Annotated in this window: 19 protein-coding genes; 10 read left to right on the forward strand and 9 right to left on the reverse strand. The window is 71.2% G+C overall.

Annotated features, from left to right (window positions below; translation table 11 throughout):
* Positions 1 to 44: 44 nt before the first annotated feature.
* The 3 genes from AB0O15_RS11815 (at position 45) to AB0O15_RS11825 (ending at position 11,354) form a co-directional block, all read left to right on the forward strand.
* A complete protein-coding gene (locus AB0O15_RS11815) occupies positions 45 to 9,464 on the forward strand; it encodes a LamG-like jellyroll fold domain-containing protein (RefSeq protein ID WP_364317492.1) in 9,420 nt (3,139 codons plus the stop codon).
* 27 nt (positions 9,465 to 9,491) lie between these two features.
* Complete coding sequence (locus AB0O15_RS11820; RefSeq protein WP_364317494.1) at positions 9,492 to 9,722, forward strand: hypothetical protein; 231 nt, start codon at positions 9,492 to 9,494, stop codon at positions 9,720 to 9,722.
* Between the two features lie 123 nt (positions 9,723 to 9,845).
* A complete protein-coding gene (locus tag AB0O15_RS11825; protein ID WP_364317495.1) occupies positions 9,846 to 11,354 on the forward strand; it encodes a GGDEF domain-containing protein in 1,509 nt (502 codons plus the stop codon).
* Positions 11,355 to 11,450: 96 nt separating this feature from the next.
* Here AB0O15_RS11825 and AB0O15_RS11830 read toward each other — a convergent pair whose 3' ends face one another.
* The 4 genes from AB0O15_RS11830 to AB0O15_RS11845 all read right to left on the reverse strand — a co-directional run bounded on the left by AB0O15_RS11830 (position 11,451) and on the right by AB0O15_RS11845 (position 14,924).
* Positions 11,451 to 11,942 carry a DUF305 domain-containing protein gene (locus AB0O15_RS11830; RefSeq protein WP_364318122.1) on the reverse strand — a complete coding sequence of 164 codons (492 nt, stop codon included), beginning with the start codon at positions 11,940 to 11,942 and terminating at the stop codon, positions 11,451 to 11,453.
* Positions 11,943 to 12,022: 80 nt separating this feature from the next.
* Positions 12,023 to 12,814, reverse strand: a complete 792-nt coding sequence (locus AB0O15_RS11835; RefSeq protein ID WP_364317497.1) for a lytic polysaccharide monooxygenase — start codon at positions 12,812 to 12,814, stop codon at positions 12,023 to 12,025.
* 78 nt (positions 12,815 to 12,892) lie between these two features.
* Positions 12,893 to 14,167 carry a HAMP domain-containing sensor histidine kinase gene (locus tag AB0O15_RS11840; protein ID WP_364317499.1) on the reverse strand — a complete coding sequence of 425 codons (1,275 nt, stop codon included), beginning with the start codon at positions 14,165 to 14,167 and terminating at the stop codon, positions 12,893 to 12,895.
* 70 nt (positions 14,168 to 14,237) lie between these two features.
* Positions 14,238 to 14,924 carry a response regulator transcription factor gene (locus tag AB0O15_RS11845; protein ID WP_364317500.1) on the reverse strand — a complete coding sequence of 229 codons (687 nt, stop codon included), beginning with the start codon at positions 14,922 to 14,924 and terminating at the stop codon, positions 14,238 to 14,240.
* Positions 14,925 to 14,985: 61 nt separating this feature from the next.
* Here AB0O15_RS11845 and AB0O15_RS11850 point away from each other — a divergent pair, with 61 nt between their 5' ends.
* Positions 14,986 to 15,621, forward strand: coding sequence for a DNA mismatch repair protein MutL (locus tag AB0O15_RS11850; RefSeq protein ID WP_364317502.1), 636 nt, complete (start codon positions 14,986 to 14,988; stop codon positions 15,619 to 15,621).
* Here the strand turns inward: AB0O15_RS11850 and AB0O15_RS11855 are convergent.
* Positions 15,618 to 16,007 (reverse strand): VOC family protein, encoded by a 390-nt coding sequence (locus AB0O15_RS11855; RefSeq protein WP_364317504.1) that lies wholly within the window; start codon positions 16,005 to 16,007, stop codon positions 15,618 to 15,620. The two genes, AB0O15_RS11850 and AB0O15_RS11855, sit on opposite strands and share 4 nt — an antisense overlap.
* A 62-nt stretch (positions 16,008 to 16,069) precedes the next feature.
* Between AB0O15_RS11855 and AB0O15_RS11860 the strand changes: the two genes are divergently transcribed.
* On the forward strand, positions 16,070 to 17,065 hold the full coding sequence (locus tag AB0O15_RS11860) for a WYL domain-containing protein (protein ID WP_364317506.1): 996 nt from the start codon (positions 16,070 to 16,072) through the stop codon (positions 17,063 to 17,065).
* Positions 17,066 to 17,117: 52 nt separating this feature from the next.
* Here AB0O15_RS11860 and AB0O15_RS11865 read toward each other — a convergent pair whose 3' ends face one another.
* Positions 17,118 to 17,717: an SAM-dependent methyltransferase gene (locus tag AB0O15_RS11865; protein WP_364317507.1), complete on the reverse strand. Its 600-nt coding sequence runs from the start codon at positions 17,715 to 17,717 to the stop codon at positions 17,118 to 17,120.
* Positions 17,718 to 17,823: 106 nt separating this feature from the next.
* Here AB0O15_RS11865 and AB0O15_RS11870 point away from each other — a divergent pair, with 106 nt between their 5' ends.
* The 3 genes from AB0O15_RS11870 (at position 17,824) to AB0O15_RS11880 (ending at position 21,420) form a co-directional block, all read left to right on the forward strand.
* Positions 17,824 to 18,984: a histidine kinase gene (locus tag AB0O15_RS11870; RefSeq protein ID WP_364317508.1), complete on the forward strand. Its 1,161-nt coding sequence runs from the start codon at positions 17,824 to 17,826 to the stop codon at positions 18,982 to 18,984.
* Between the two features lie 187 nt (positions 18,985 to 19,171).
* Entirely contained in the window at positions 19,172 to 19,855 is a 684-nt protein-coding gene (locus AB0O15_RS11875; RefSeq protein ID WP_364317509.1) for a response regulator transcription factor, read from the forward strand.
* A 257-nt stretch (positions 19,856 to 20,112) separates the two neighbouring features.
* Positions 20,113 to 21,420 (forward strand): glycoside hydrolase family 27 protein, encoded by a 1,308-nt coding sequence (locus AB0O15_RS11880; protein ID WP_364317511.1) that lies wholly within the window; start codon positions 20,113 to 20,115, stop codon positions 21,418 to 21,420.
* Between the two features lie 272 nt (positions 21,421 to 21,692).
* Here the strand turns inward: AB0O15_RS11880 and AB0O15_RS11885 are convergent, their stop codons facing one another.
* Complete coding sequence (locus AB0O15_RS11885) at positions 21,693 to 22,646, reverse strand: zinc-binding alcohol dehydrogenase family protein (protein ID WP_364317513.1); 954 nt, start codon at positions 22,644 to 22,646, stop codon at positions 21,693 to 21,695.
* 92 nt (positions 22,647 to 22,738) lie between these two features.
* Between AB0O15_RS11885 and AB0O15_RS11890 the strand changes: the two genes are divergently transcribed.
* A complete protein-coding gene (locus tag AB0O15_RS11890) occupies positions 22,739 to 23,146 on the forward strand; it encodes a MarR family transcriptional regulator (RefSeq protein ID WP_364317515.1) in 408 nt (135 codons plus the stop codon).
* Between the two features lie 37 nt (positions 23,147 to 23,183).
* Here the strand turns inward: AB0O15_RS11890 and AB0O15_RS11895 are convergent, their stop codons facing one another.
* Complete coding sequence (locus tag AB0O15_RS11895) at positions 23,184 to 23,774, reverse strand: GrpB family protein (protein ID WP_364317517.1); 591 nt, start codon at positions 23,772 to 23,774, stop codon at positions 23,184 to 23,186.
* Positions 23,775 to 23,936: 162 nt separating this feature from the next.
* Entirely contained in the window at positions 23,937 to 24,935 is a 999-nt protein-coding gene (locus AB0O15_RS11900; protein ID WP_364317518.1) for an SDR family NAD(P)-dependent oxidoreductase, read from the reverse strand.
* A gap of 107 nt (positions 24,936 to 25,042) precedes the next feature.
* Here AB0O15_RS11900 and AB0O15_RS11905 point away from each other — a divergent pair, with 107 nt between their 5' ends.
* On the forward strand, positions 25,043 to 25,570 hold the full coding sequence (locus tag AB0O15_RS11905; RefSeq protein WP_364317520.1) for a helix-turn-helix domain-containing protein: 528 nt from the start codon (positions 25,043 to 25,045) through the stop codon (positions 25,568 to 25,570).
* Positions 25,571 to 25,623: the final 53 nt, after the last annotated feature.

Here is a 25,623-nt window from a genome sequence, read left to right on the forward strand (position 1 = left end):
GTGTATAAACCGGGGACGGTGACTCGGTTACGGGGGGACGGGCCATGGCGTTGATGCGCGCGGTGTCGAGTGCGGCGGCGGTGTCCCTCGCGATCAGCGGGGCAGTGCCGCTGCAACTCGCCGGAACGCTCGAACATCCGGCCCCGATCGGCGAGGTGCTCGCGTCGGTCCGGGCGGCGTACGGGTTCGCGATGCGCGATCCATCAGACGACGCGTTCCGCAAGCTGCCGAAACAGGCCGACGGCGGCAAGGCCAAGGTCACCCAGGACACCCGGGCCAACGGCGGCGCCGGCCGCAAACCGGGCAAGGGCCTGGGCGCGTTGCCCCCGGAGAGCTCGCCGCGGCGGGTGGTCGAGGAATCGACCACCCCACGCACGGTGGCCGGCCGCGCCCTGGTCGCCAATGTTCCGCCGCAGATCGACGCGCAATATCCGGCCACCGGCGCCCCGGTGCCGACGCTGACCCCGGAACTGCTGGCCGCGGGGCACGACCCGGACGGCGGCTCGCTCACCTACTCGTTCGTCGTCACCAACGCGGCCGGAACCGCGGTGGCCCAGTCCGGCGCCCGGTCCGCGCGCAGCTGGACCGTCCCGTCCGGGGTGCTCCGCTGGGGTCAGACCTACGCCTGGACGGTGACCGCGAGCGACGGTTCGGCCGTCAGCACCTCCCAGGAGAGCAACGCCCTGCTCCCCCGGTTCCCGCAGCCGCTGGTCGGCAGCGGCCTGTCGCAGAACGGCGACCGCGGCTTCGACCCGAACACCCGCAACTACACCACCACGGTCACCGACGTCACCGTGCCGACGGTCGGCCCGGCCCTGGCCATGGAACGCTTCTACAACACCCTCGACGTGCGGCGCGACACCGCGTTCGGGGCCGGCTGGTCGAGCATCCTGGACGCCAGGGCCACCGAGACCCGCGATCGGGCCGGAACGCTGCAGGGCGTCGTGGTCACCTACCCGAACGGGCAGGAGATCGGCTTCGGCCGCAACGCCGACGGGTCCTACGTGCCGCCGAGCGGCCGGTTCGCCACCTTCACCGCGGTCAGCGGCGGGTACCGGCTGGTCGACAAGGACGGCACCGCGTACGTGTTCACGGTCGCCGCCGGCACCGGCCGCTACCGGGTCACCTCCATCACCGACGTCCAGAACCGGGCCCTGACCTTCGCGTACGCCGACGGGCGCACCGAGTCGGTGACCGCCGCGTCCGGCCGGCGGCTGTGGATCGACTGGATGGCCACCGGCTCCGGCCGCTGGCACGTGCGGTACGTCAGCACCGAGCGCCTCGACCCGGACGACCCGGAGACCAGCTACACCCACGAGTACCGCTACGGCCCGGACGACGAGCTGACCCGGGTCTGCCCGCCCGGCAACGACGGCACCTGCACCGGATACCAGCACACCTCGGCCTCGCAGCACCCGTCGATCGTCGGCAACGCCGGGCCGGACGGGTACTGGCGGCTCACCGAGACCACCGGCGCCGCCGCGGCCAGCGCGGTCGTCACCAACCAGGGCGTCGACGCCGCCGGCTACGTCGACGTGGCGCTGGGGCAGCCGGGACCGCTGACCGGCGCCAGCGCCACGGCGGCCGGCTTCAACGGGACCTCGTCGCGGGTCGAGCTGCCGGCGCAGCTGGCCGACGCGGCCGGCGTGCAGTCCCTCTCCCTGTGGTTCAAGGCGGCCCCCGGCGACCGCGGCGTGCTCTACGGCTACTCCGCCGATCCGGTCACCAGGAGCACGACCAGCGCCCACTTCACCCCGGCGCTCTACATCGGGGCCAGCGGGAAGCTGCACGGCGGCCTCTGGGACGGCTCGCGGACCACGATCGCCACCGCCGCGGCGGTCAACGACGACCGGTGGCACCACGTGGTGCTCGTCGCCGGGGCCAGCCGGCAGTGGCTCTACCTGGACGGGGCCGAGGCGGGGAGCAAGACCGGCGCGGTGGCCATCTCCGCCCTGAGCGCCAAGAACCGCCGCTACCTCGGGGCCGGCTTCAACGGCGGCGGCTGGCCGGACCAGTCGTCGGGCACGGTCGCGCCGAGCTTCTTCAAGGGCGCGCTGGCCGAGGCGGCCCACTTCGACCGGCCGCTCGCCGCCGACGAGATCGCCACCCTGCACCGGTCGGGCACCACCGACTCGCACCCGGTGATCAAGATCCTCCGGCCCTCCGGCAGCACCACGGCGGCCATCGACTACGACCGCGGCGACGGCACGGTCAGCGCGGTCACCGACATCAACGGCGGGGTCTGGCGGCTGAACAAGCCGACCGTCTCCGGCTCGAGCAAGGTCTACCAGGCCGCGGTGCTCGCCGCCCGGCCGCAGGACTACTGGCGGTTCAGCGAGTCCGGCACCTGGCACGCGGTCAACCAGGTGATCGGCAACGACGCCTGGTACAGCGACGTCGGCCTGGGCCGCACCGGCGGCCCGTTCGAGGACGACAAGGTCGCCTCCTTCGACGGCGAGGCGTCACACGTCGGGCTCAGCGACGCCAACGTGCCACAGGCCGGGCCGGCCTCGGTCAGCCTCTGGTTCAAGATGGACGCCGGGTCGGCCACCGGCGGCGTGCTCTACTCGTTCCAGTCCCACGAGATCTGGAACGACCCGGACGAGGCGGCCGACAGCTGGATCCCGGCCCTCTACGTCGGGCGCGACGGCAAGCTGCGCGGCCAGTTCTGCTACTGCGACGGCGCCACGCCGACCACCACGTCCGGCACCGTCAACGACGGCCAGTGGCACCACGTCGCGCTGGCCGCCGGCACCGGAAGCCAGACGCTCTACCTGGACGGCGCCTCGGCCGGCACGGTCAACCGGGCGATCGAGCCGTCCGGCGCCTGGAACCCGTACGTGGGTGCGGGCACCACCCTGAACTGGCCGTCGGCGGCCACCGACACCACCAACGGCTTCTTCCCCGGGCACCTCGCCGAGTTCGCCTACTACCGCTCGCAACTGTCCGCGGCCCAGGTCAAGGCGCAGTTCGACGCGCGGGCCCGCACCTCCGGAAAGCCGGTCAAGCAGGTCATCACCGTCGACCCGAACGGCAAGTGGCTGACCGACACCTACGAGCTGCCCAGCGACCGCAAGGTCTCGTCCACCGACGCGCTGGGCAAGACCACCAGGTACGGGTACGACACGGCCGGCTTCCTGCGCACCACCACCGACCCGAACGGCAGCACAACCACCGAGGAGCACGACGTCCGCGGCAACGTGGTGTCGTCCACGACCTGCCAGGACCAGTCCGCCGGACGCTGCTCGACGGTCTACTACACCTACTACCCGGACGCGACCTCGGCCCAGCTCACCCCCGACCCGCGCAACGACGTCCTGCTCACCATGCGCGACGGGCGCTCGTCGTCGGCCGGCGACAACCGGTACCTGACCACCTTCAGCTACGACGCCAAGGGCAACCGGACCGCGGCCACCGACCCGCTCGGCCGGGTCACCCGCACCGTGTACTCCGACGGCGCCGGCGCGGCGACCGGCGGCGGGCTCGTCCCGGCCGGGCTGCCCGTCCAGATGACCACGCCGGCCGGCGCCCGGCAGACCGTCGGCTACTACCGCAACGGCGACGTCGCCACCAAGACCGAGCTGTCCGGCCGGACCACGTCCTACGTGTACGACCTGGCCGGCCGGGTCACCGACGAGACCATCACGACCTCGACCTTCCCGGGCGGCCGCACCACCTCCTACGGGTACGACGAGCTCAGCCGGATGATCTGGAAGGTCGAGCCGCGGGTCACCGACCGGGTCACCGGCGCCACGCACACGGCGAGCACGTCGATGGCCTACGACAACGACGGTTTCCTGGTCGAGCAGCACGTCCAGGACACCACCGGCGGCGACGCGGCCCGCACCGTCTTCTACCACTACAACGACCACGGGCAGCAGGCCGTCGCCACCGACTCGACCGGGCACGAGACCTCCTACACCTACGACGTGCTCGGCAACGTGGTCACCGAGACCGAGCCGGACGGCGACGTCGTCCACAACACCTACGACCTCAACGGGCAGCTGACCGCCACGGTGCTGGAGGACTGGACGGGCGACCCGAACAACCCGTCGCCCGCCCGCGACCTCACCGTCTCGGCCAAGACGTACGACCCGGCCGGGCGGGTGGCCACCGAGGCCGACGCGATGAACTGGGTGACCGCGTACACGTACACCGACAACGATCTGACCGCGACGATCACCCGCCGCGACCCGGCCACCGGCGCCTCGTTCGTCACCGAGCAGAACGGCTACGACGGCGACGGCAACCTGACCAGCCGCAAGACCAACAACGGCATCACCACCACCACGTACGCGGTGGACGCGGCCGGCCGGAACAGCTCGTCCGCCCTGGACCCGGACGGGGTCAACCGGGTGACCGAGTACGAGTACAACACCGACGACGCGCTGGTGGCGACCAACCGGCGGGCCGGGTCCGGCTCGGTCCTGGAGCGGATGAACTACGCGTACGACGCGGGCGGCAAACAGACCTCCGAGTGGCTCTGGCTGACCGGCGCCGACCGCACCGCCCGGTGGAAGCTGGACGGCCTGACCGGCGGCTCGGCGGCCGACGAGGTCGGCAACGGCAAGCTGACCCCGGCCTCGGCCGGCGTCACGTTCTCGGCCGAACGCGGCGGCGCGGCCGTCCTCAACGGCACCGACGGCCGCCTGACCAGCTCGGCCACCCCGGTCGACACCACCCGCAGCTTCACCGTGGCGACCTGGGTGAAGCTCGGCGCGACCGGGGCGACCCGCCAGGCGGTGAGCGCCGACGGCATCAAGCAGAGCCCGTTCCAGCTCCGCTACGACGGGCCCAGCAACCGGTGGCAGTTCATCACCAACCAGTCCGACTCCGGCACGCCCGGCGCGGTCGGCTCGACCTCCACGTCGGTGCCCTCGGCCGGCGCCTGGACCCACCTGGCCGGGGTGTACGACGCCGACGCACAGACCATGCGGCTCTACGTGAACGGCTCGCTGCAGGACACCGACACCGGCGCCCGCCCGTTCCCGTCCTCCGGCGGGATCACGGTCGGCGCCGGCCGGTGGAACGGTGGGGTGACCGACTTCTGGTCGGGGCAGATCGACGACGTCCAGCTCTACCAGAAGGCGCTGAGCACGTCCGAGGTCACCGCGGTCCGCGACGGTGGTGGTCCGGGTGGCGACGCGCGGGTGATCCGTACGTCGTACCGGGTCGACGAGGACGGCCTGGTGCTCGCCTCGACCGACCCGAACGGCGACACCACCGACTACGGCTACGACGAGGCCGCCCGGATGTCCGTGGTGACCGCGCCGGCCGTGCCGATCGAGTCCACCGGCGGCGCGCCACTGCTCACCCGCGCGGTGACCACGACCGGCTTCAACACCTTCGGCAACGCGGTCGAGGTCCGGAACGCGGCCGGCCACGTCACCGAGACCCGCTACGACGCCGGCGACCGGCCGGTCGAGACCATCCTGCCGCCGTACACCCCGCCCGGCGGCAGCCCGGTGACGCCGCGGTCCACCCGCGCCTACGACGCGCTGGGCCAGCTGACCACCGTCACCGACGCGCTGGGCCGGGCCACCACCTACACCTACGACCAACTCGGCCGGGTGGCGGCGACGACCGGCCCGGGCGGCACGGTCACCAAGCACACCTACGACCTGATCGGCGACCGGCTCTCCACCACCGACCCGACCGGCGCGGTCGACACGGCGACCTACGACTACCTCGGCCGCGTCCTCACCAGCACCGCCGTGGTCCGCCAGGACAACACCGGCCACACCACCCGGTACGGCTACAACAGCGGCGGCTGGCTCGGGTCGACCACCTCGCCGGGCGGGGTCACCCGGTCGCAGACCCACAACGCGACCGGCCAGCTGGTCACCAGCACCGACGAGGCCGGCAGCACCACCAAGCTCTTCTACGACGGGCTGGGCCGGCAGAACGTCACGATCCTGCCCAACGACACCGAGAAGGGCGTCGCCTTCGACAAGGCCGGTCGGCCGGTCGAGACCTGGGAGCTCGCGCCCGGCGGCGACTACCTGGCCGGCACGTTCAGCGAGTACGACCTGGAGGGCAAGACCACCGCCTCGATCGACGAGCGGGGCAGCCGGACGACGTTCACCTACGACGCCACCGGGCTGCTGACCTCGGAGAACCAGCCGGTCTCGGCGACCCGCTCGATCCAGACCAGTTTCGGGTACGACGCGCTGGGCAACCGGACGCGCTACACCAACGGCCGGGGCAACGCGTTTCTCACCACGTACAACAGCCAGAATCTGCCCGAGTCGGTGATCGAGCCGGCGACGGCGCGCCACCCCGCGCCCGCCGACCGCACCTTCACCCGGGTGTACGACGCCGCGGGGCAGATCGTCGCGGACCGCTCCCCCGGCGGGGTCGTGGTCGGCTACGAGTACGACGCCCGCGGCAACCTGGCCCGCCAGACCGGCGCCGGGGCCGAGGTGGCCACCACCGACCGGGTCTTCGGCTACGACGCCGCCGGTCGGATGACCTCGGTGTCCGCGCCCGGCGGCACCGACACGTTCAGCTACGACGACCGGGACATGCTCCGCGGCACCACCGGCCCGTCCGGCGCGTCCACCTTCACCTACACCGCGGACAGCCGGGTCGCCTCCCGGTCCGACGCCGCGGGCACGACCGCCTACACCTACGACAACGCCGGGCGCCTGCGCACGCTGAACAACCAGGCGGCCGGCCTGTCCGCCACCTACGGCTACAACGAGCTGTCCCAGCCGACGTCGATCGCCTACGCCGGCGGCAACACCCGGACCTTCGAGTACGACGAGTTCCGGCGGCCGTCACGCGACCAGCTGCACACGCGCACCGGCGCCGAGGTGGCCGCGATCGACTACCAGTACGACGTCAAGGGCAACCTGACCGACAAGACCACCACCGGCTTCGGCGGCACGACCGAGAACACCTACACGTACGACCTCGCCGACCAGCTCACCTCCTGGAACAACGGGGTCACCACGGTCGGCTACGAGTACGACCCGGCCGGCAACCGGACGAAGATCGGCGCCAAGACCCTCACCTACGACGCCCGTGACCAGCTGATGTCGGCGAGCGACGGGACCCAGTACGCGTACACCGCCCGTGGCACCCTGGCCCAGGCGGTGGTCAACGGCACCACCACGCTGACCCGCAGCGACGCGTTCGGGCAGACGATCAGCCAGCAGGCGCCCAACGGCGGGGCGACGCAGACGTACGCGTACGACGGTCTCGGCCGTGTCCTGCGCGCCGGCTTCAGCTACACCGGGCTCGGCAACAACCTGGCCTCGGACGGCACCACCGGGTACGTCCGCGACATCGCCGACGACCTGTTCGGCACCCTGAACGGCAGCACCGGCCTCTACTCGTGGGCCGACGAGCACAGCGACCACGTCGGGCAGTTCACCGGCGCCGGGACCACACTGACCGGCTCGAACACCTTCGACCCGCTGGGCAAGCCGCTGCGCTCCGCCGGGATGGCCGGTTCGCTGGGCTTCCAGCAGGAGTGGACGGACACCGCCACCGGCCGGGTCAACATGCACGCCCGCTGGTACAACCCGGACACCGGCCAGTTCGACTCGCGCGACTCGGTGTCCAACAACCCGGTCCCCGACCCGGTCAGCGCCAACCGCTTCGCCTACGCCGACAACTCGCCGCTGAGCGGCACCGACACCACCGGGCACTTCCTGGACGGCATCCGGAAGAAGGCCTCGGGCGCCTTCCGGAGCACGGTCAACGCGGTCAAGCAGATCCCGGTCGTGAAGCTCACCATCCAGGCGAGCAAGCCGCTCGTCGAGCGCACCAAGAAGATCGACCTGGCCAAGACCTACCAGGACGCGAAGAACAACCTCAAGAAGAGCTACGAGGACGGCAAGAAATGGGTCGGCGAGAAGGCGGCCCAGTCCAAGAAGGCGTACGACCAGGGCGTCAACTACGTCAAACAGAAGGGCAAGGCCGTCGCCAAGGCCGCCACGAAGGCGGTGACCAATCCGGCCGGGGCGATCCGCGACGCCAAGGCGTTCATCAAGAAACACAAGGACACCCTGATCGAGATCGCGGCCTTCGGCGGCGCGATCCTGGCCGGCCTGGCCTGCACGGCGGCGACCCTCGGGGCGGCCGCGGTGGCCTGCCTGGTCGGCACGGCGGCGATCATCAACCTGGCCAAGGACGCGGCCCAGGGCGACATCAAGAACTTCGGCGACGCGGCCCAATCCCTCGGCTCGGGCGCGCTGACCGGCCTGCTCGGCGGTCCGGTGGCCGGCAAGATCGTCGGCAAGCTGACCGCGCCCCTGGTCAGCCGGACCAGCTCGGCCTTCACCCGCACCGTATTCGACAAGGCCGGCGACGCCGTCTCCTCCGGCGTCGAGGACGCGGTCAACCAGTACCTGACCACCGGCGAGGTCAACTGGACCCAGACCTTGGTCTCCGCGGCCACCGACAGCCTGATCCCGATGCCCACCCGCATCGGCAAGGGCGGCAAGTCGAGCAAGGGCCCGACCCCCGACAAGACCTCGGCCACGGGCCCCAGCACACCGGCCCCACCCAGGGCCGCCGACGCCTCGGCGCCCCGGACGGCCCCCGCCAAGGTGAGCAAGCCATCGGTCGGCAAGGGCGACCCCGCACCCCGCGCCCCGGCCGGCCGGAAGCTGGCACCTGCGTCAGACGGACCGGACAAGAAGTGCCACAGCTTCACCCCGGACACGCGGGTGGTGATGGCCGACGGCACCAGCAAACCGATCAAGGACGTCAGGGTCGGCGACCGCGTCCGCGCCACCGACCCGGCGACCGGGCTCACCGGCTCCCGGAAGGTCACCGCGCTCCACCTGAACCGCGACCAGCTTTTCACCGACCTGACGGTGGCGACGAAGACCGGCAAGGCGGTCATCCGCACCACCCAGAACCATCAGTTCTGGAATACCGCCACCGGCTCCTGGACCGAAGCCGGAAAACTCGGGCCGCGCGGCCGACTGCACACCGGCGAGTCCGCCGCCACGATCGTGGCGGCCACGAACTCCACCGGCATCCGGGACATGCACGACCTCACGATCGACGAGTTCCACACCTACTACGTGCGCGCCGGCCACGCCGCGGTCCTCGTCCACAACTGCGACGATGTCATCGACTTCGCCCACGGCACCACGTCGACGCATGCCGACAACATCGAAACGAACGGGTTGAGCAGTGATGCGGCCGCAGCGAATCACCACAAGGGCACGCTGGGGCAACCAGGCAAGCTCTTCACCTACAAGGTGACATCGGATGACATCGAAACGCAGAATGCCGCAGCATCATGGGGCACTACCCGGAGTCGTCCCGGCGAGGGCTCGTCCCTGCTGATCTTCCAGATGTGCCGTTGCAAATATGATGAGCTGAAAGCGGCCGGCCACATCACCACTCGGGTCACCGACGAGGACAGCGGAAGAGTCGAGCACATCTTCGGCCCGGAGGCGATGAAAGAATTGACCCTGGCTCACCGCATGGACTTCCCATAAGTCTCGCTCGAAGTGAGTTGGCAAAGCATGGGTACTGCTGAAGGTGATGGCTACGGCGACGCCATGCCACAGGTCCGAGACCACGTGGCGAAATTCAAGACTGTCCTTGGCCGCGTCCGGACAACTCATCGCGGCAGGCCCCAGAGTGAAGTGCTGAGCGCTCTTGAGGCGGAAGCGGCGGCCGAAGGTATCGAGGTGTGGCGGGAAGTCGCCGAGGAGGCGGCCCGACTGATATCCAACAGCGAATTCGAAGCCTAGGTTCCTCGAGGCGAGTACCTGAACGTGCTGGACCGGTAAAGGGTCTTCCCTGGTCGAGCCTGGCTAAGGTCGGGGCCTCGGCGGCCGATTACCTGGACCGTGGTGGCTGTGGTCGAGGTTGGCGTGAGTGATGCGCTGGACTACGCCCAGGAGCGGCTGGACTGGTTCGACACCACGGCCGCCCTGGCTGTGGCCGAGCGGATCGTGGCCGAGGCGCGGACGGGACGGCATCCCGAGGCGGTGCTGGCTCGCGCGCTCACCGTGGTGGCCGGCGCGCGCCGGGGGCAGGACGAATACCCGGAGAGTATGAAGGCCGCCCTGGAGGCGCTGGAGATCTGGCAGCGGATCGGTGACCTGGCCGGCGAGGCGTTCGTGCGGTGTGTCGCGGCGCGGGTGCTGGTGGCGGTGGGCCAGGGTGATGAGGCGATCGCGGAGGCCGACCGGGCCCTGGTGACCGCCGACCAGGCCGGCGACCGGGCCGCCCGGATCCGGGCGCGGACCACCCTGGGCGCGGTGTGTGTCGGGATCCAGCAGTTCGAGCTGAGCGTCGAACACTGCCTGCGCGGGCTCGACCTGGCCCGCGGCTTCTCCGACGACATCGCCGTCGGGGCGCTGCTGGACACCATGGCCTGCGGGCACATCGGGCTGGCCGAGCACGCTCGGGCGGCCAAGGACGAGGGGACGGCCCAGGCCGAGCTGCGGCGGGCCGGTGAGCTGTCGTCCGAGGCGATGCGGATGGCCCGGAAGAACGGGCATCGGCGCCACGAGGCCGTCGCGGTCGCCAACCTGGCCGAAGGCGTGGCCCTGGCCGGGCGGCCGGAGGAAGCGCTGGAGCTGCTGGAGGGGTTCTTCCTCGACCCCGGGCAGGACGCCCGCGCCGTGGTGACCCACCACCTGGACAGCCGGGGCTGGATCTACCTGACGCTGGGCCGCTACGACGAGGCCATCGCCCTGTTCGCCGAGGCGGTTGCCCTGGCCGAAGGCGACACGGCCGCCATGATCTCGCACGACCACCTCGCCCAGGCGTACGAGAAGGCGGGTGACCTGCGTAAGGCCCTGGACCACTTCAGGGAGTGGCGGGCGCTGTTCGAGCGGATCGCCTCGGACGCCGCCCAGCGCAACGCGAACGTGGCCGCCGTCCGCTTCGAGACCGCCCAGCTGCGCCGGGAGAGCCGGCACGACTCGCTGACCGGGCTGGCCAACCGCCGCTCGCTGGACGAGGTCCTCGCCGCGTGGACCACCGAGCGGGCCGTGCTGCTGGTCGACGTCGACCGGTTCAAGCAGGTCAACGACACGTTCTCGCACATGGTGGGCGACGAGGTGCTGCGCCGCCTCGGGATGCTGCTGGGCATCGCCTGCCGGGCGTCGGACACCCCGGCGCGGTTCGGCGGCGAAGAGTTTGCGGTGGTGCTGGAGCAGATGGACCGGGAGGCGGCCCGGGACACGGCCGAGCGGTTGCGCTCGGCGGTGGAGACCTACGACTGGGGTACGGTCGCCGACGGGCTCGCGATCACGATCAGCGTCGGGGTCGCTCACGCCGGCGACGTGCCCGACGTACCCGCGCTGCTCACCCTGGCCGACCGCAACCTCTACTGCGCCAAGCACGGCGGCCGCAACCGGGTCTGCGCGTAGAAAGAGCAGGTTCGTCCTTGGGGATGGAAAGGACGAACCCGCCGTACTCAGCCCCCGCCCCCGCCCATATCCGACTGAAGGCTGAGCTGAAGCCGTTCAGCCGTTCAGCATCGTCAGGAGCTGCTTGACCTGATCGGTGCGCGACTCCCGGACCCGTTCGGCGAACGCCTTGGTCTCGTCGTTGGCGCCGCCGGCGCGTTCCATGTTCGCCATCTCGACCGCGTTGTGCTGGTGGGCGACGAACAGGTTGATGAACGTGCTTTCGAACGCGCTGCCCTTGGCCTCGCGCAGCGCCTTCATCTCCTCGGGACCGGTCGCCGGCAGGCCGCCGTGGTCGGCGTGCGCGCTGGGCGCGTGGTCGACGGTGACCGGCTTGGCCCAGCCGTCGAGCCAGCCCTTCATCAGGGTGACCTCGTCGGCCTGGGTGACGTCGACCGCCTTGACCAGGGTGACCAGCTCGGGCTTGGTGGCCTGGCCCTCGGCGATGCGGACCATCTCCAGGCCCTGCTCGTGATGGGCGACCATCATCTGCAGGTACATGACATCCGTGTCGTTGAACGTCGCCCCGGCCTGGACGGCGGCGGTCACCTTGGTGTCGTCGTCCGCACCGGCGTCGGTGCCGCAGCCGCCGAGGGCGAGCGCCGCCACCACGATCAGAACCCGGAACTTCACAGCGGCAGCCACAGCGCGAGGGTGAAGATCGACGGCTCCCAGCTGCTCAGCGAGGTGTGGCCCTGCCGGCACTCGTACGTCTTCCCCTTGAACTTGACCTTGTCACCGGTCTTGTAGGTGACGTCGGCGGCCCAGTCACCCTTGGCCGGCTTCGGCGGCTCGGCGGGCTCGGCCGGCTTCGTCGGCTCCTGGGCGGGCGGCGTCGCGGGCGGCTTGGTCGGGGTGTCCGTCGCAGGCGGCGGGGAGGACGGGGTGGAAGGAACCGTCCCCCCGCCGCCTCCGACGTTCAGGTCGACACAGCTGTAGAACGCCATAGGTGTGTCGCCGATGTTCCACACGGCCAGCAACTTCTGGCGCCCGGGGAAGGCGCTGACGTCGACCGTGTGGTTGACCACCGCGTCCGGCTGCGCATTCCCGCCGTCCACAGTGGCGATCTTCTTGCCCCCGATGAAGTATTCCCAGTTGCTGGTGCGGTGCCGCGCGGTCATCACCCAGGTGAAGGTGACCTGGCCGGCCACCGACTTGGCGGGCCAGGTGCGGCTGTCGTCGTTCAGCACCGAGAACTGGCCGAGCCCGCCGTTGCAGCTCTTCTGGCCCTTGGCGCCCTCGACGCTCTGCGGTTCGAACTGGATCGGTCCACAGTCCTTGACCTGGCCGGTGGCGCACAGGGACTGCCGGCTGGGCGGGGACGACACGTAGCCGTGCGCGAGAGCGGGCGACGCGACCACGATGGTCGAGGCGGCGGCGGCCCCGAGTGCCACCAACGGATAGGTGATCGCTCTGCGCATTGCTGGGTTCTCCTGACGTTCGTCCCGTGCTGACGGAACAGAACGTAGGGGGCCTTCCCATAACGCAGCCTTAAAGGCTCATGAACTACCCAACAGCATCGCGACGCGGGCGCCGCCCAGGGGGCTGCGGCCGATCGCCAGCCGGCCGCCGGTCTGCTCGGCCACCCGCCGCACGATGTCCAGGCCCAGGCCGCTCGACCCGGCGCCGCTGACCCCACGTTGCGCGGACCGGCCCGGGTCGGCGATGCCCGGCCCGGCGTCGTCGAGGTAGACGCCGCCCGGTGACACGCTGAGCCGGAACGCGGTGCCCTCCGGCGTGTGCGCGAACACGTTGCCCAGCATGGCGTCCACGGCCAGGATGAGCTCGCTGCGGGCCACCGGCACCCACACCGGACGCTCGCCGCCGCGCACGTCGTACCGCCGGCCCTGGTCCTCGGCCAGCGCCGACCAGAACGCCAGCCGGTCGGCCAGCACCTCGACCAGGTCGGTGTGCTCGGCCCTGGTGGTCCGTGCCGCGGTGCCCGCCCGGGCCGTCGAGATGATCTGCTCCAGCTCGTCGTCGAGCATGTCGCAGGCCTGACGCATCCGGTCGGCCACCGGCCCCGGCGGCATCGAGTCGGCGTCCAGGCGCAGTGCGGTCAGCGGCGTACGCAACCGGTGTGACAGGTCGGCGGCCAGCTCGCGCTCGTTGTCGAGCAGGCGCTTCAGGTCGCCGGCCATCGAGTTGAAGGCCAGCGCCGCGTCCTGGAACTCCGGCGGCCCGGACGGCTCCACGCGCACCGACAGGTCACCGGCGCCCAGCTTGCGGCTCGACTCGGACAGCTCACGGGTGGCGCGCACCAGCCGCCCGCCCATCCGGTCGAACAGCAGCAGCGACCCGGCCACCAGCACGAGGGCGAGCCCGGTCAGCGCCAGCCAGGCCGGCCACACGCCGCGGGTCATCTCGCCGTCCGGCACGTACACCTCGATCACCACCGCGCTGCCGTCGCTGAGCACGCTGGGCTGCAGGTAGGCGACGCCGCCCACGGCCGTGGCGGTGATCGGCCGGCGCGCGCGGTCGGCCAGCGAGACGTCGGCCGCGGCCACGTGGGTGGTCCCGATGGGTGACAGACCAGGCAGGTGTACGGCCAGCCGGCCGGCGCTGCCCGCGGGGGTGCTGGCGACGGCCACCGTGAGCAGACCCGGGTCGGACTGCACGGCCAGCGCGGCGACCATGGCCGAGGCCTGCTGGCGGGCCTCGCCGATGGCCCGGTCGTGGGCGATCTGCCGGGTCACCACGGTCAGCGGCACCAGGAAGGCCAGCGCCACCATCGCCGTGATGGCCAGGGCCAGCCAGTTCAGCGTGCGCCTCACCTCGGTGCCGCCCTCACCGCTTGGTTGTCCTCCGCCTGGCCGTCCTGGCCGGCCTCGTGGCCCGTACGCCTCACTTCGGGGCCTGCATCATCACGCCGACCCCGCGCACCGTGTGCAGGTAGCGCGGCGCCGCCGCCGTCTCGCCCAGCTTGCGCCTCAGCCAGGAGATGTGGACGTCGATCGTCTGCTCCTCGCCGACCCGGGCCTGGTCCCACACCTCGGCCAGCAGTTCCCGGCGGCTGACCACCACGCCGACCCGCTCGGCCAGATAGGTGAGCACGTCGAACTCGCGCCGGGTGAGCTGGAGCGGGTTGCCGTCGAGGACGACCTGACGCTGCCGCGGGCTGATCTCCAGACCGCCGACCGAGATCACGTTCGGTGTCGACTCGGGCGCGGTGCGTGCTCGGCGGAGGACCGCGGAGATGCGGGCCAGGATGTGGCCGGCCGAGAACGGCTTGGTCACGTAGTCGTCGGCGCCGGCCTCCAGCAGGGTGATGATGTTCTGCTCGGAGCGCCGCGCGGTGGCGATGATGACGGGTACGGAGGACACCTGCCGCATCATCCGCAGCGCGTCGGCGCCGTCGATGTCCGGCAGCCCCAGGTCGAGGATGACCAGATCGGGCTGGTCCTCGGTGAGGATCTTCAACGCCGCGCCGGCCTGGGCGACCGGGCGCACGACATGGCCGGCGTCGCGCAGCGCCCGGACGAGCGCGGCCGTGATGTACCGGTCGTCCTCGACCAACAGGATCAGCGCCATGGCTACACACCCTAGATCGACGCCCGGCGGGAGTCGCCGGCCGTCGTGCGATCATTGCGCGGTGCGTAGTCCCCGGAGCTGGTTCCCGCTGCTCGGCTGGCTGGCCGCGACGCTGAGCAGCATCGTGCTGGCGTCGGTGGCCATGCTGCCGGTGCTGCGGACCGCGACCGGCGACGACGGCGGCCTGATCTCGGCCGACCAGTTGCGCCGCTCGGGCGACCGCGCCCCGCTGCCGCTCCCCTCCGTACCCTCAGCCTCGCCGTCTTCTCCCGCACCCGCCGCGACCACGCCCTCGCCGCGCGCGACGCCGGACGACCCGGCCGACGACGAGGAGGAGCCGGAGTCGCCGCCGACGACCACCCCGCCGGCCTCGAAACCGTCCTCGAAGCCGCCGGCCACCAAGCCCACCACTCCCTCGCGGGTAGTGGACGGCTGGACGGTGACCACCGACAGCGGTGGCGTCGACACCTACGTGCAGGCGTTCCGGGTCGACGGCGGGCAGGCCGTGGTCCGCATCCGCGGCGGCAGGGTCCAGCTGGTCAGCGCCACCCCGAACAACGGCTTCGAGGTGGCGGTCGTCCAGAACCGGCCGGAGGATCTGGCGGTCTACTTCAACGAGACCAACCACAGCTTCATCATTCACGCGGTCTGGAACGTCGACCGGCCGAACGTGCAGATCGACGAGATCGGCGGCTAAGACTTCAGCCCGAACTTCGCCCTCGCCGCCTCGGTGACGGGGGTGAAGAAGTTGACCAGGTTGCCGTCCGGGTCGCGGAACAGCAGCGAGCGGTTGCCCCACGGCATCGTGACGGGCTCCTCGGCCAGCCCCAGGTCGCGGTGGACGGCGTCGACGTCGTCGACCAGGAACTCGATGATCACGCTGCGGTTCGACGCCGGCTCGATGCCGGAATCCTGGAACAGCCCGAGCGTCCGGGTGCTGCCGATGGCCAGGGTGCCGTTCGGCGTACCCAGCTCGGCGAAGTCGTCGGTGAACCAAACGGCTGCCACCCCGGTGACCTTCTCGTAGAAGCCGACCAGCCGGGCGATGTCGTCGGTGATGACGCGGATCGAAACAAGATTCATACCCGCAGGCTAGAAGCAATACCGGACAGTTACGGTCCAGTATTCCGGGTAGGTTCGGAAGCATGTCGCGACCGACCGCACAGGTGCTCACGCTGCTGGAACTCCTCCAGTCCGGTGGCCTCCGGACGATGACCGAGCTGGCCGACCGCCTCGGCGTCGACCCGCGTACCGTGCGGCGCTACATCGACCACCTGATCGACCTCGACGTGCCGGTCGAGTCGGTGCGCGGCCGGCACGGGGGCTACCGGCTGGCCGGCGGTTACCGGCTGCCGCCGCTCATGCTCGGCGACGACGAGGCGGTCGCCGTGCTGCTCGGCCTGATCGCCGGGCGCGGTCTGTTCGCCGCGGGCGCCGCCGCCGAGACGGCCACCGCGAAGATCCGGCGCGTCCTGCCGCAGCGGCTCGCCTCGCGGCTCGACGCCCTGCTCGAATCCCTCGCCTTCACCGCCGCCCCCGCCGAGACCCCGGCGCCGTCGTCCGGGGTTCTGCTCACCATCTCCGACGCCGTCCGCCACCACCGTCCGGTGACGATCCGCTACCAGGGCCGCCACCGCACCGTGCACCCGTACGGCCTGGTCGCACACGCCGGCAAGTGGTACGTGACCGCCCTCGACACCGGCATCGGCGAGGAGCGTGCGTTCCGCCTCGACCGCATGGCCGACGCCCGCACGCTGCCCGGCACCTTCGAGCCCCCGCCCGACCTGGATCCGGCCCAGCGCGTGCTCGACTCCCTGGCGTCGGCGCCGTACCGCCACGAGGTGACCCTGCACATCCGGGGCAGCGTCCCGGAGATCCGAACCCGCCTCCCGGCCAGCGTGGCCATCATCGCGGAGGGAGACCCGTGGCACCGCGTCGACATCCGGGCCGAGAGCCTCGACTGGATCCCGCGGGTGCTCGCCTCGCTCGACCTGCCGTTCACCATCGAGCGTCCCGCAGAGCTCCGCGACCTGGTTCGCGCCCTGGCCGACCGCCTCACCACCTCGGCCGACCGCCTCACCACCTCGGCCGCCGACCCGTTCTCCACCTCGGCCGCCGACCCCGCTCTTCGCCTCGGCTGACCGCGACCCGGCGGTTATCGACGATGCTGATCCGGCGATGGGTCGGCTGCCGTCATGATCCAAGGGGATGCGGCCGTCGGCAGTGATAGACCGTGGCCGGCGGCAGGTTCGCCCAGATCGCGCGCTCGCGCACCACCTCGTCGAAGCGGGCGTGCAGCGCGGCACGGAGGCGGCGGGCCGGCGGGCTCCACAGCGCGTGCAGGTAGGCGAACGTCGTGAACACGCCGTTCGTGGTGAGCCCGGCGGCGACCGCGTCGAGGATGCGACCCTGACGATCCGGTGTGAACAGTGCCCACGGCAGCCCGCTGATGATCACGTCGGCCGCGGTCAGGTCACGTTCGCGGAGGATCTCACGAATGCCCGAGGCATCGCCGATGACCACGTCGACGGCGTGGTGGCGCTGCGCGATCTGCCGTGCGAACCGGTCGTTGAGTTCGACCGCAAGATGTCGGCCGCGGCCGTTCAGCCGGTGCTGGATGTGCGCGGTGAACGCGCCGGTGCCCGGACCGAGTTCGAGGATCGTGGGTTCACCGGTACGCGGAACCGGCGCGATGATGCTGCGGCTGAGCGCGTTCCCGCTGGGCGCGACCGCCCCGACCGTCTGCGGGTGACGGGCGAACTCGACGAGGAACCGGGTGCTGTCGTTGATCATGCCGTCGACGCTAGGGACGCGGAACAGCGCCGGGATCCTGCCATGGGCCGCGTCGGGCGGCCACAAGAAGGAGCCGCCCCGCGCGACCTCGCACTACGGTGTGGAAATGCCGCGCAGACATCTCTGGGACGCGGCCGCGGTGGTGGCGGCCGGCCTGTTCGCGTTCGCCGACACCGTCCTCGGCATCGACCTGCCCCGACCGGCCTGGTCCTGGATCCTCCTCGTCGCCGCCGTCCTGACGGTGGGCGTCGTCCGCCACGTTCCGTTGCCGGCGCTGGTCGTCGAGGCCACGATGTTCACGATCAGCTACGTCTGGGTGCCGACCGCGACCGCGTCGCCGGCGCTGTTCGGCCTGGTCGCGCTGACCCTGGTCGCGTATCGGCACCGATGGCAGGTGGCGGCCGGGGCGGCGGCGGCGGTCCTCGCGCTGCAGCTGGTCGTGTTGTCCCACTCCAGCAACGCGCTGCTCGACGGCCCCGGCGGCGGGCTGCGCACGATCGTCCTGGCGATGACCGCGGCCACGCCGGTGATCCTCGGCTGCTACCTGCGCGGGCTCCGGGAGGCGGCGCGCCTGGCCACCGAACGCGCCGACGACGCCGAACACCGCCGCCGCGCCGAGGCGGGCCACGCCCGCCTGGCCGAACGCGCCCGCATCGCCGGCGACCTGCACGACATCGTCGCCCACCACGTCTCGGCCATCGCGTTGCAGGCGGGCAGCGGACATTACGCGGCCACCCAGGCGGCCGATCGCGATCAGCGGCTCGACGAGGCGGTGCTGGCGCTGAGCACGATCCGCGACGATGCGATACAGACACTGAGCGAGCTTCGTGCGCTGCTGCGGGTCCTTCGCGACCCGCTCGACAATGATGCCGCCGACCCCGAGACCATGATCGTCGAGGCCGTCCGCCGCACCCGCTCGGCGGGCCTCCATGTCGAGGCCAAGATCGACGAGGGTACGGCCGGAACGACGCCGGTGGTCCGCATGGCCGCCGCGCGGGCGGTGCAGGAGGCGCTGACGAACGCCCTGAAACACGCGGGTCCCGGCGCCGACGTGCTCGCGGTGGTCCGGGTCGACGACGCCTGCGTTCGGGTGGACGTCACCGACTCGGGCGCGGTCGGCAACCGGCCGTCGTTGCCGTCCTCCGGGCACGGCCTGGCCGGCATGCGCGAGCGCGTGGACGAATTGGGCGGCACCCTGGCCGCGGGCCCGACCCCGTACGGCGGCTGGCGCCTGGCCGTCTCCCTCCCTTTGGGAGTTCCCACGTGACCCGCTTCCCTCTACCGGCGAACTCCCTCGTCACCCGCCCCTCTCCCCGCGCGGATCCCGGCCCGGCCCATCCCCGTACCGGTGCCCGCGCGAACCACCCCTCTCCCCCTCCGAGCCTTGGGTTCGCCGACAACCGTTCCGATGGGTGTCCCGGCGTGGCTGGCGCTGGTTCGGTCGGGAGCGTGGCGTGATCAGGGTGCTGGTGGTTGATGACCAGGTTCTGGTCCGGGCCGGGGTCGCGCAGTTGTTGCGGACCGCCGGTCACGAGGTCGTGGGTGAGGCCGCGGACGGCCGGGACGCGACGCGGCTGGCCCTGGAGGTGCGACCGGATGTGGTGCTGATGGACATCCGGATGCCCCGGATGGACGGCATCGAGGCGACGCGGCGGATCCTGCGTGACGTGCCGGCGACCCGGATCGTCATGCTGACCACGTTCGCGGACGACGCCGAGGTCTACGGCGCTCTGCAGGCCGGCGCGGTGGGATACCTGGTGAAGGACAGCGAGCCGGCGGCGCTGATCGACGCCGTGCGGCGGGCCGCCCGGGGCGAGCCGATGCTCGACCCGCGGATCCTGAGCCGGGTGGTCGCGGACGCGGTCGAGGCACGCACCTCGGCCGTCGAGCCGGCGGATCCGCCGGCGCCCGAGCTGACCGCCCGCGAGCGCGAGGTGCTGAGCCTGCTGGGCGCGGGCCTCCCCAACGCCGAGATCGCGGAACGCCTGCATCTCGGCATCACCACCGTGAAGACCCACGTCTCGGCGGTCATGGACAAGCTGAATCTCCGCAACCGGGTTCAGGCGGCGGTGGTCGCCCATCGGCTCGGACTGGTCGACGACGACTTCCGGCCGACGCCCGGTGCAGGGAATCCTTGACCAGGCGACCTGGCCGACCACTCAGGCGTGACGAGGCAGACCGTGAACGCAATCAAGGCTCCAAGGCCGGGGGCGGCCAGGATGGAGCCGCGCGCCCTTCATTTTGCGTGGGTGGTCGCTCTTCGGGCCCGTGCTCAGTTCACCCCGGTGTAGGGCGCACGAGGTCGCTTCTCCTGATCGCCCGCATTGTCGGCCTGCCGTGAGGAGATCTTCCCGTTCCCCGCGCTGCCCGTGGCCGCACGCATCAGGATGGACCGATGAACCTGGCACCGACACCGCCGATGGGCTGGAACAGCTGGGACAGCTACGGCACCTCGGTCACCGAGGCCGAGGTGCTGGCCAACGCCGACTTCATGGCCCGCCACCTGCTGCCGCACGGCTGGAACACCATCGTCGTCGACATCCAGTGGCACGACCCCACGGCCCGCGCCGGCGGCTACAACCCCGCCGCCCCTCTACACCTCGACGACTGCGGCCGCCCCTACCCCGCGGTGAACCGCTTCCCGTCCGCCGCCAACGGGGAGGGTTTCCGCCCCTTGGCCGACCGCATCCACGCCCTGGACCTGAAATTCGGCCTGCACATCATGCGCGGCGTTCCTCGGCTGGCAGCAGACGCTCCCACCACGACCACGACCACGACCACGACCACCGGGGGGCGGCGATCGGGCGGCGGCTTGGCCGGGCTTGGTGACATTGCGGATCGGGACGCGGTGTGCCCGTGGAACACGGACAACTACGGCCTGGACCATGACCGTGCCGGGGCGCAGGAGTACTACGACTCGCTGGGCACGCTGTTCGCCGGCTGGGGTGTCGACTTCGTCAAGGCGGACGACATGCTGTGGCCGTACCACGAGCGTGAGATCGAGTCGTTCGCGACGGCGTTGCGCCGCTCAGGCCGGGACATCGCGCTCAGCCTCTCGCCCGGCAAGGCCATGTCGCTGGAACGTCTGGATCACTTGCGTGCCAACGCCTCCATGTGGCGCATCTCCGACGATCTCTGGGATCGCTGGGAGGACGTCGAGGCGCAATTCGCCCGGCTCGCCACCTGGGCGCCGCACGCCCGCCCCGGCGGGTGGCCGGACGCCGACATGCTGCCCCTGGGCCACATCGGCATCCGGGCCGAACGTGGCACCGACCGCATGTCCCTCCTCACCCCGGATGAGCAACGCACCCTGATGTCCCTGTGGTGCCTGGCGCGCTCCCCGCTGATGATGGGCGGCGACCTGCCGACCTCACCCGCCGACACGATCTCCCTTCTCACCAACGACTCCGTCCTGACCCTTCTCAGCAACAGCCACCACAACCGCCAGGTGATCCGCGACGGCGCCCTGATCGCCTGGACCGCCGAGGCCACCGACCGCGACGCCCGCTACGCCGGCCTCTTCAACCTCGCCTCCCACCCCACGACCGTCCGGGTACGAACCGCCGACCTCGGCTTCCGCCAGGCCGAGTCGATCACCGACCTCTGGACCAACGAGTCACTGCCCCTCACCCCACCCGACCTCACCACCGACATCCCCGCCCACGGCTGCCGCCTCCTCCGCATCAACCAACCGGCGACCTAGCCTCCAGCAGCCAAACACCGCCGCTCGGAGACCGCCGCCACCATCACCACCGCCGAGGCCCGTCGCAGTGTTCGCGCACGTCGCACGTCGCACGTCGCACGTCGCACGCCGGGCGTCGCAGGTCGCACGCCGCACCTCGCACGCCGCACCTCGCACGCCGCAGCTCGCCGTCGCGCGTCAGCATGAATCGCGAAGCGGCGCTGCGGTTCCCGATATCCGCGCTCCATGGCCTAGCGAGCGTGGGGGCGGCTTCAAACCGGGTCGATCTGGGGCTATGGGACGAGGACGGTTCGGGTGCCGGGCTTTTCGGGAGTTGACCAGAGCTTCTCGATGTCGGCCAGCCGGCTCTCGGCTGCGGTGACCTCGATGGCGCCGGTGTTGATCTCTTGGATCAGGGCGGGGAGTTCCTCAAGGTAGGCGCGGGTTGAGACGGCGCCCTGGCCGTTGCCCTGGAGGCGGAAGTTGGCTGAGCGCAGGGCCACGGAGGGCAGGGTGATGGTGGGACCGGCCACGGAGCCGATCTGGATCCAGTTCATGGCTCGGCTGCGGTCGGGGCGGGCTCGCAGGACGGCCATGATCGCGTCGGTCGCCGGCTGGCCCCAGAGGTAGTCGAGGACGATGTCGACCTCGGCGGCGGCCTCGGCCAAGGCGTAGGGAGACCCGTCCAGCGGCACGGTGGTGTCGGCGCCCAGGGCGGGCAAGGTGGCCAGGCGGGCGCTGTTGCGGCCGGCGGCGACCACCCGGGCCGCACCCAGCCGCTTGGCGACCTGGATGGCCAACTGGCCGGCGTTGCCCGTCGCACCCAGGACCAGCACGGACTGGCCGGGCTCGAGGGGCACGCGGCGGCGCAGCGCGACCCAGGAGGACATGGCGGGGTTCAGGCCGGCGGCGATCTTGGCGAGATCGACGTCGGGCGGGATCGGGACCGTGCGGCGGGGGTCGAGGACCGTGTGGCTGGCCAGCGAGCCGGGCAGGTGGTCGTCGGCCACGAAGTAGACAATGTGACCGTCGGCCAGGCGCGCGACGCCGTCGATGCCGGGGATCATGGGCAGGACACCCGTGCTCGTGTAGTGGTTTCCGGCGGCGGCGCTGCGCACTCGCGGATGGAGGCCGGCCACCAGCACCTCGGCCGCGACCTGGTCGTCGCCGGCCGGATCGGGGATGTCGAACGCCTCGTAGCGGGGCGCCTCGCTGAACGAATGAACCACGGCCGCGTCGACTCGCATGGATCCTCCTCGGTTGGTTGGTGACACGTACTAATTTAGTTTGTGGCACGTACCACTGCAAGATGGTTTGCGTCACGTACTAAACTGGCCGCATGCCCCTGAACACCGTGGATGCCTTGGTTCAGCTGTCGTTCGTCGTGCAGCGTGCGCTGGCCACCGTGGGCGCCGAGCATGATCTGTCGGTCGTCCAGATCCGCATGCTCGGCATCCTGCGCGACCGCGAGCCGGGCATGCTGGAGCTCGGGGCCTACCTGGGCCTCGACAAGTCGTCGATCACGGGGCTGGTGAGCCGGGCCGAGAGGCGCGGGCTGGTGCGGCGCTCGGCCTCGCCACACGACGGCCGCGTGGTGCTGGTGTCGCTCACGCCCGCCGGCCGCGAGCTGACCGCGGCCGGCGAGGTGGCGATCCGCGACCGCGTCCTGGCCCTGACCGAACACCTGACAAGCCGGCAGCGGGCCGAGCTCACCATGCTCGCCGGCACGATCGTCGGGGAGGATTAGGTGGCCCCTCGTGGATGAGCCAGGTGCGGGGCGCGGCCTATGCCGCGAAGACGCGCTCGAAGATCTGGTCGATGACGGTGTTCTTGGCGAGGTTGTAGTCGCCGGGGTTGTCGCGGGTCGATCGGGCCAGGTCGAGTTTGGTACGGGCGTAGAGCGCCCGGTCGTCCGGATGGGTGCGCAGCCAGTCGCGGAACAGGCGGTGCCGGATCGGCTCCGGGGCGTTGCGGGACCAGACGTGCAGGTGCAGCTCCTCGACGTCGTCGATGAGCATGCGGTGTCCATGCCACCAGGGCTCGCGCAGGATCAGGCGATAGCCCAGCGCCTCGAGCGGCGGCAGGTAACGCGACTCGTCCTCGGTGTCGTCGAGGAGCACGTCGATGTCGATGATCGGCTTGGCCGGCAGGCCGGGCACCGAGGTGGAGCCGACGTGCTCGATCCCGACGATCCGCGACCCCAGCGCCCCCGCGATCCGGGCGCGGAAGTCCTCGTATCGGCCGGGCCACGCCGGGTCGTACTCCTGGACGACGATCGGCCGGTCGCCGCGGGGCCACTCCCCCACCAGCCCGGCGGCCATCTGTTCGGGCGTGGCGTGCGAACGTTCCAGCACCTCACGCGGATACTCGGCCAAGGTCAACCTCCTAGAAGAAGCAAAGTCTTCCAGCGTACGAGAGCAGCCATCGACCGACATCCGATTTTTCCGGACGCCCGCCGGGCCGAAGGAGAGGCAGCTCCGGCCGGGCGGGCGGCAACCGAGGCCACGGCGGCGGCGCGGGACGTCGGGGTGAGCAGCTCAGCCCAGCCGGGACGCCGCGGTCACCAGGTCGGTGGAGACCTGCCAGAGGCGGGCTGCCCGCTCCGGGTCGAGGGCGTATGCGGCCACTCCGCGACGGACGCCGGGCACGTAGGGCACAGCCTCCTGGCAGTCCTCGAAGTAGCGCCCGGTCACCCCCTCGACCAGCGGGGACGCCGCCAGCAGGACGGATGTGGCAGCGCCCTGCTCGATGTCCTTGACCGACACGCCGGTCGTGCCGGACGGGTCGAACGACGCCGGGGGCGCGGCCAGGTGGCGGCCCAGTGCGGTGGAGGCGATCCGGCCGGGGTTGAGGGCGTTCACCGCGATGTGGTCGGGCGCCCAGCGCTTGGCCGCCTCGACGGCGAAGAGCACGTTGGCCGTCTTCGACTGGCTGTAGGCGGCCCACGGGTCGTACGGACGGTGGTTGAACATCAGGTCGTCGAAGGTGACGTCGCCGTTGATGTGGCCGACGGAGCTGACCGAGACCACGCGGGCGTTGCCGGCGGCGGCCAGGGCGTCGTGCAGGCCGAGCGCCAGCGTGAAGTGGCCGAGGTGGTTGGTGGCGAACTGGAGCTCCCAGCCCTGTGGCGTGCGGGTCTCGGGGGTGGCCATCACGCCGGCGTTGTTGACCAGGATGTGCAGCGGGCCGGTCCAATCCGTGGTGAAACGGCGCACCGATGCCTGGTCGGCGAGGTCGAGGGGCGCCACCACGACGCCGTGGCCGATCTCGGTGGCGACCCGATGGCCCGCCGTGAGATCGCGGACGGCCAGGGTGACCGACGCGCCGGCGAGGGCCAGGGTGCGGGCCGTGGCGACCCCGATGCCCGAGGCGCCCCCGGTGACGACGGCTCGACGACCGCGCAGGTCGACACCGTTGATCACCTGGGCGGCGGTTGACGTGGCGCCGAAGGGAACGGGGCCGAAGGGAACGGGGCCGAGGGAAACGGGGCCGAAGGGAACGGGGCCGAAGGAAACGGGGCCGAAGGAAACGGGCATGACGCCCTCCTTGCTAGAGTCGAATAAGCGGACCACGGTCCGCTTAAGCCGACACTAAACGGACCGTGGTCCGGTTAGCAACGAATCGCGGAGGTGAGGTGAGCGACATGCGGGCCGACGCGCGCGACAACCACGACCGGGTGCTCGAGGTCGCGGCGCGAGCCTTCGCCCGCGAGGGCACCGGCGCCTCGATGAAGGCGATCGCCCGCGAGGCCGGCGTGGGCATCGGCACCGTCTACCGCCGCTTCCCGACCCGGGAGGCGCTGGTCGAGGCGGTCTACCGCCAGGAGGTCGAGCGCCTCTGCGCCGCCGCCGACGACCTGGCCCGTGACCAGCCGGGGGCCGAAGGGCTGCGCACCTGGATGGAGATGTTCGTCGACTTCATGGCGGCCAAACGGGGGCTCGGCGAGGCGCTCCGGGCCGTCCTGACCTCGGAGGCGGACATCCAGCTGACCCGCGACCGCCTCCGCGCCGCGATCGCGACGCTGCAGGAGGCCGGCGGGGTGAGGGCCGGCGTCGACCCGAACGACCTGCTGATGTCGCTGGGCGGGATCACCCTGATCGCCGCCGAGGAGCACCAGCGTGACCTGGCCTCCCGCCTGCTCGACCTCCTGATGACGGGCGTCCGCAGATAACGAACTGCACAGTGGACATGCGTACGGCGCTACATGCGTGTTATATCTCTGCA

It is taken from the genome of Actinoplanes sp. NPDC089786 (assembly GCF_040684855.1).
In the GTDB taxonomy this organism is placed as follows: Bacteria; Actinomycetota; Actinomycetes; order Mycobacteriales; family Micromonosporaceae; genus Actinoplanes.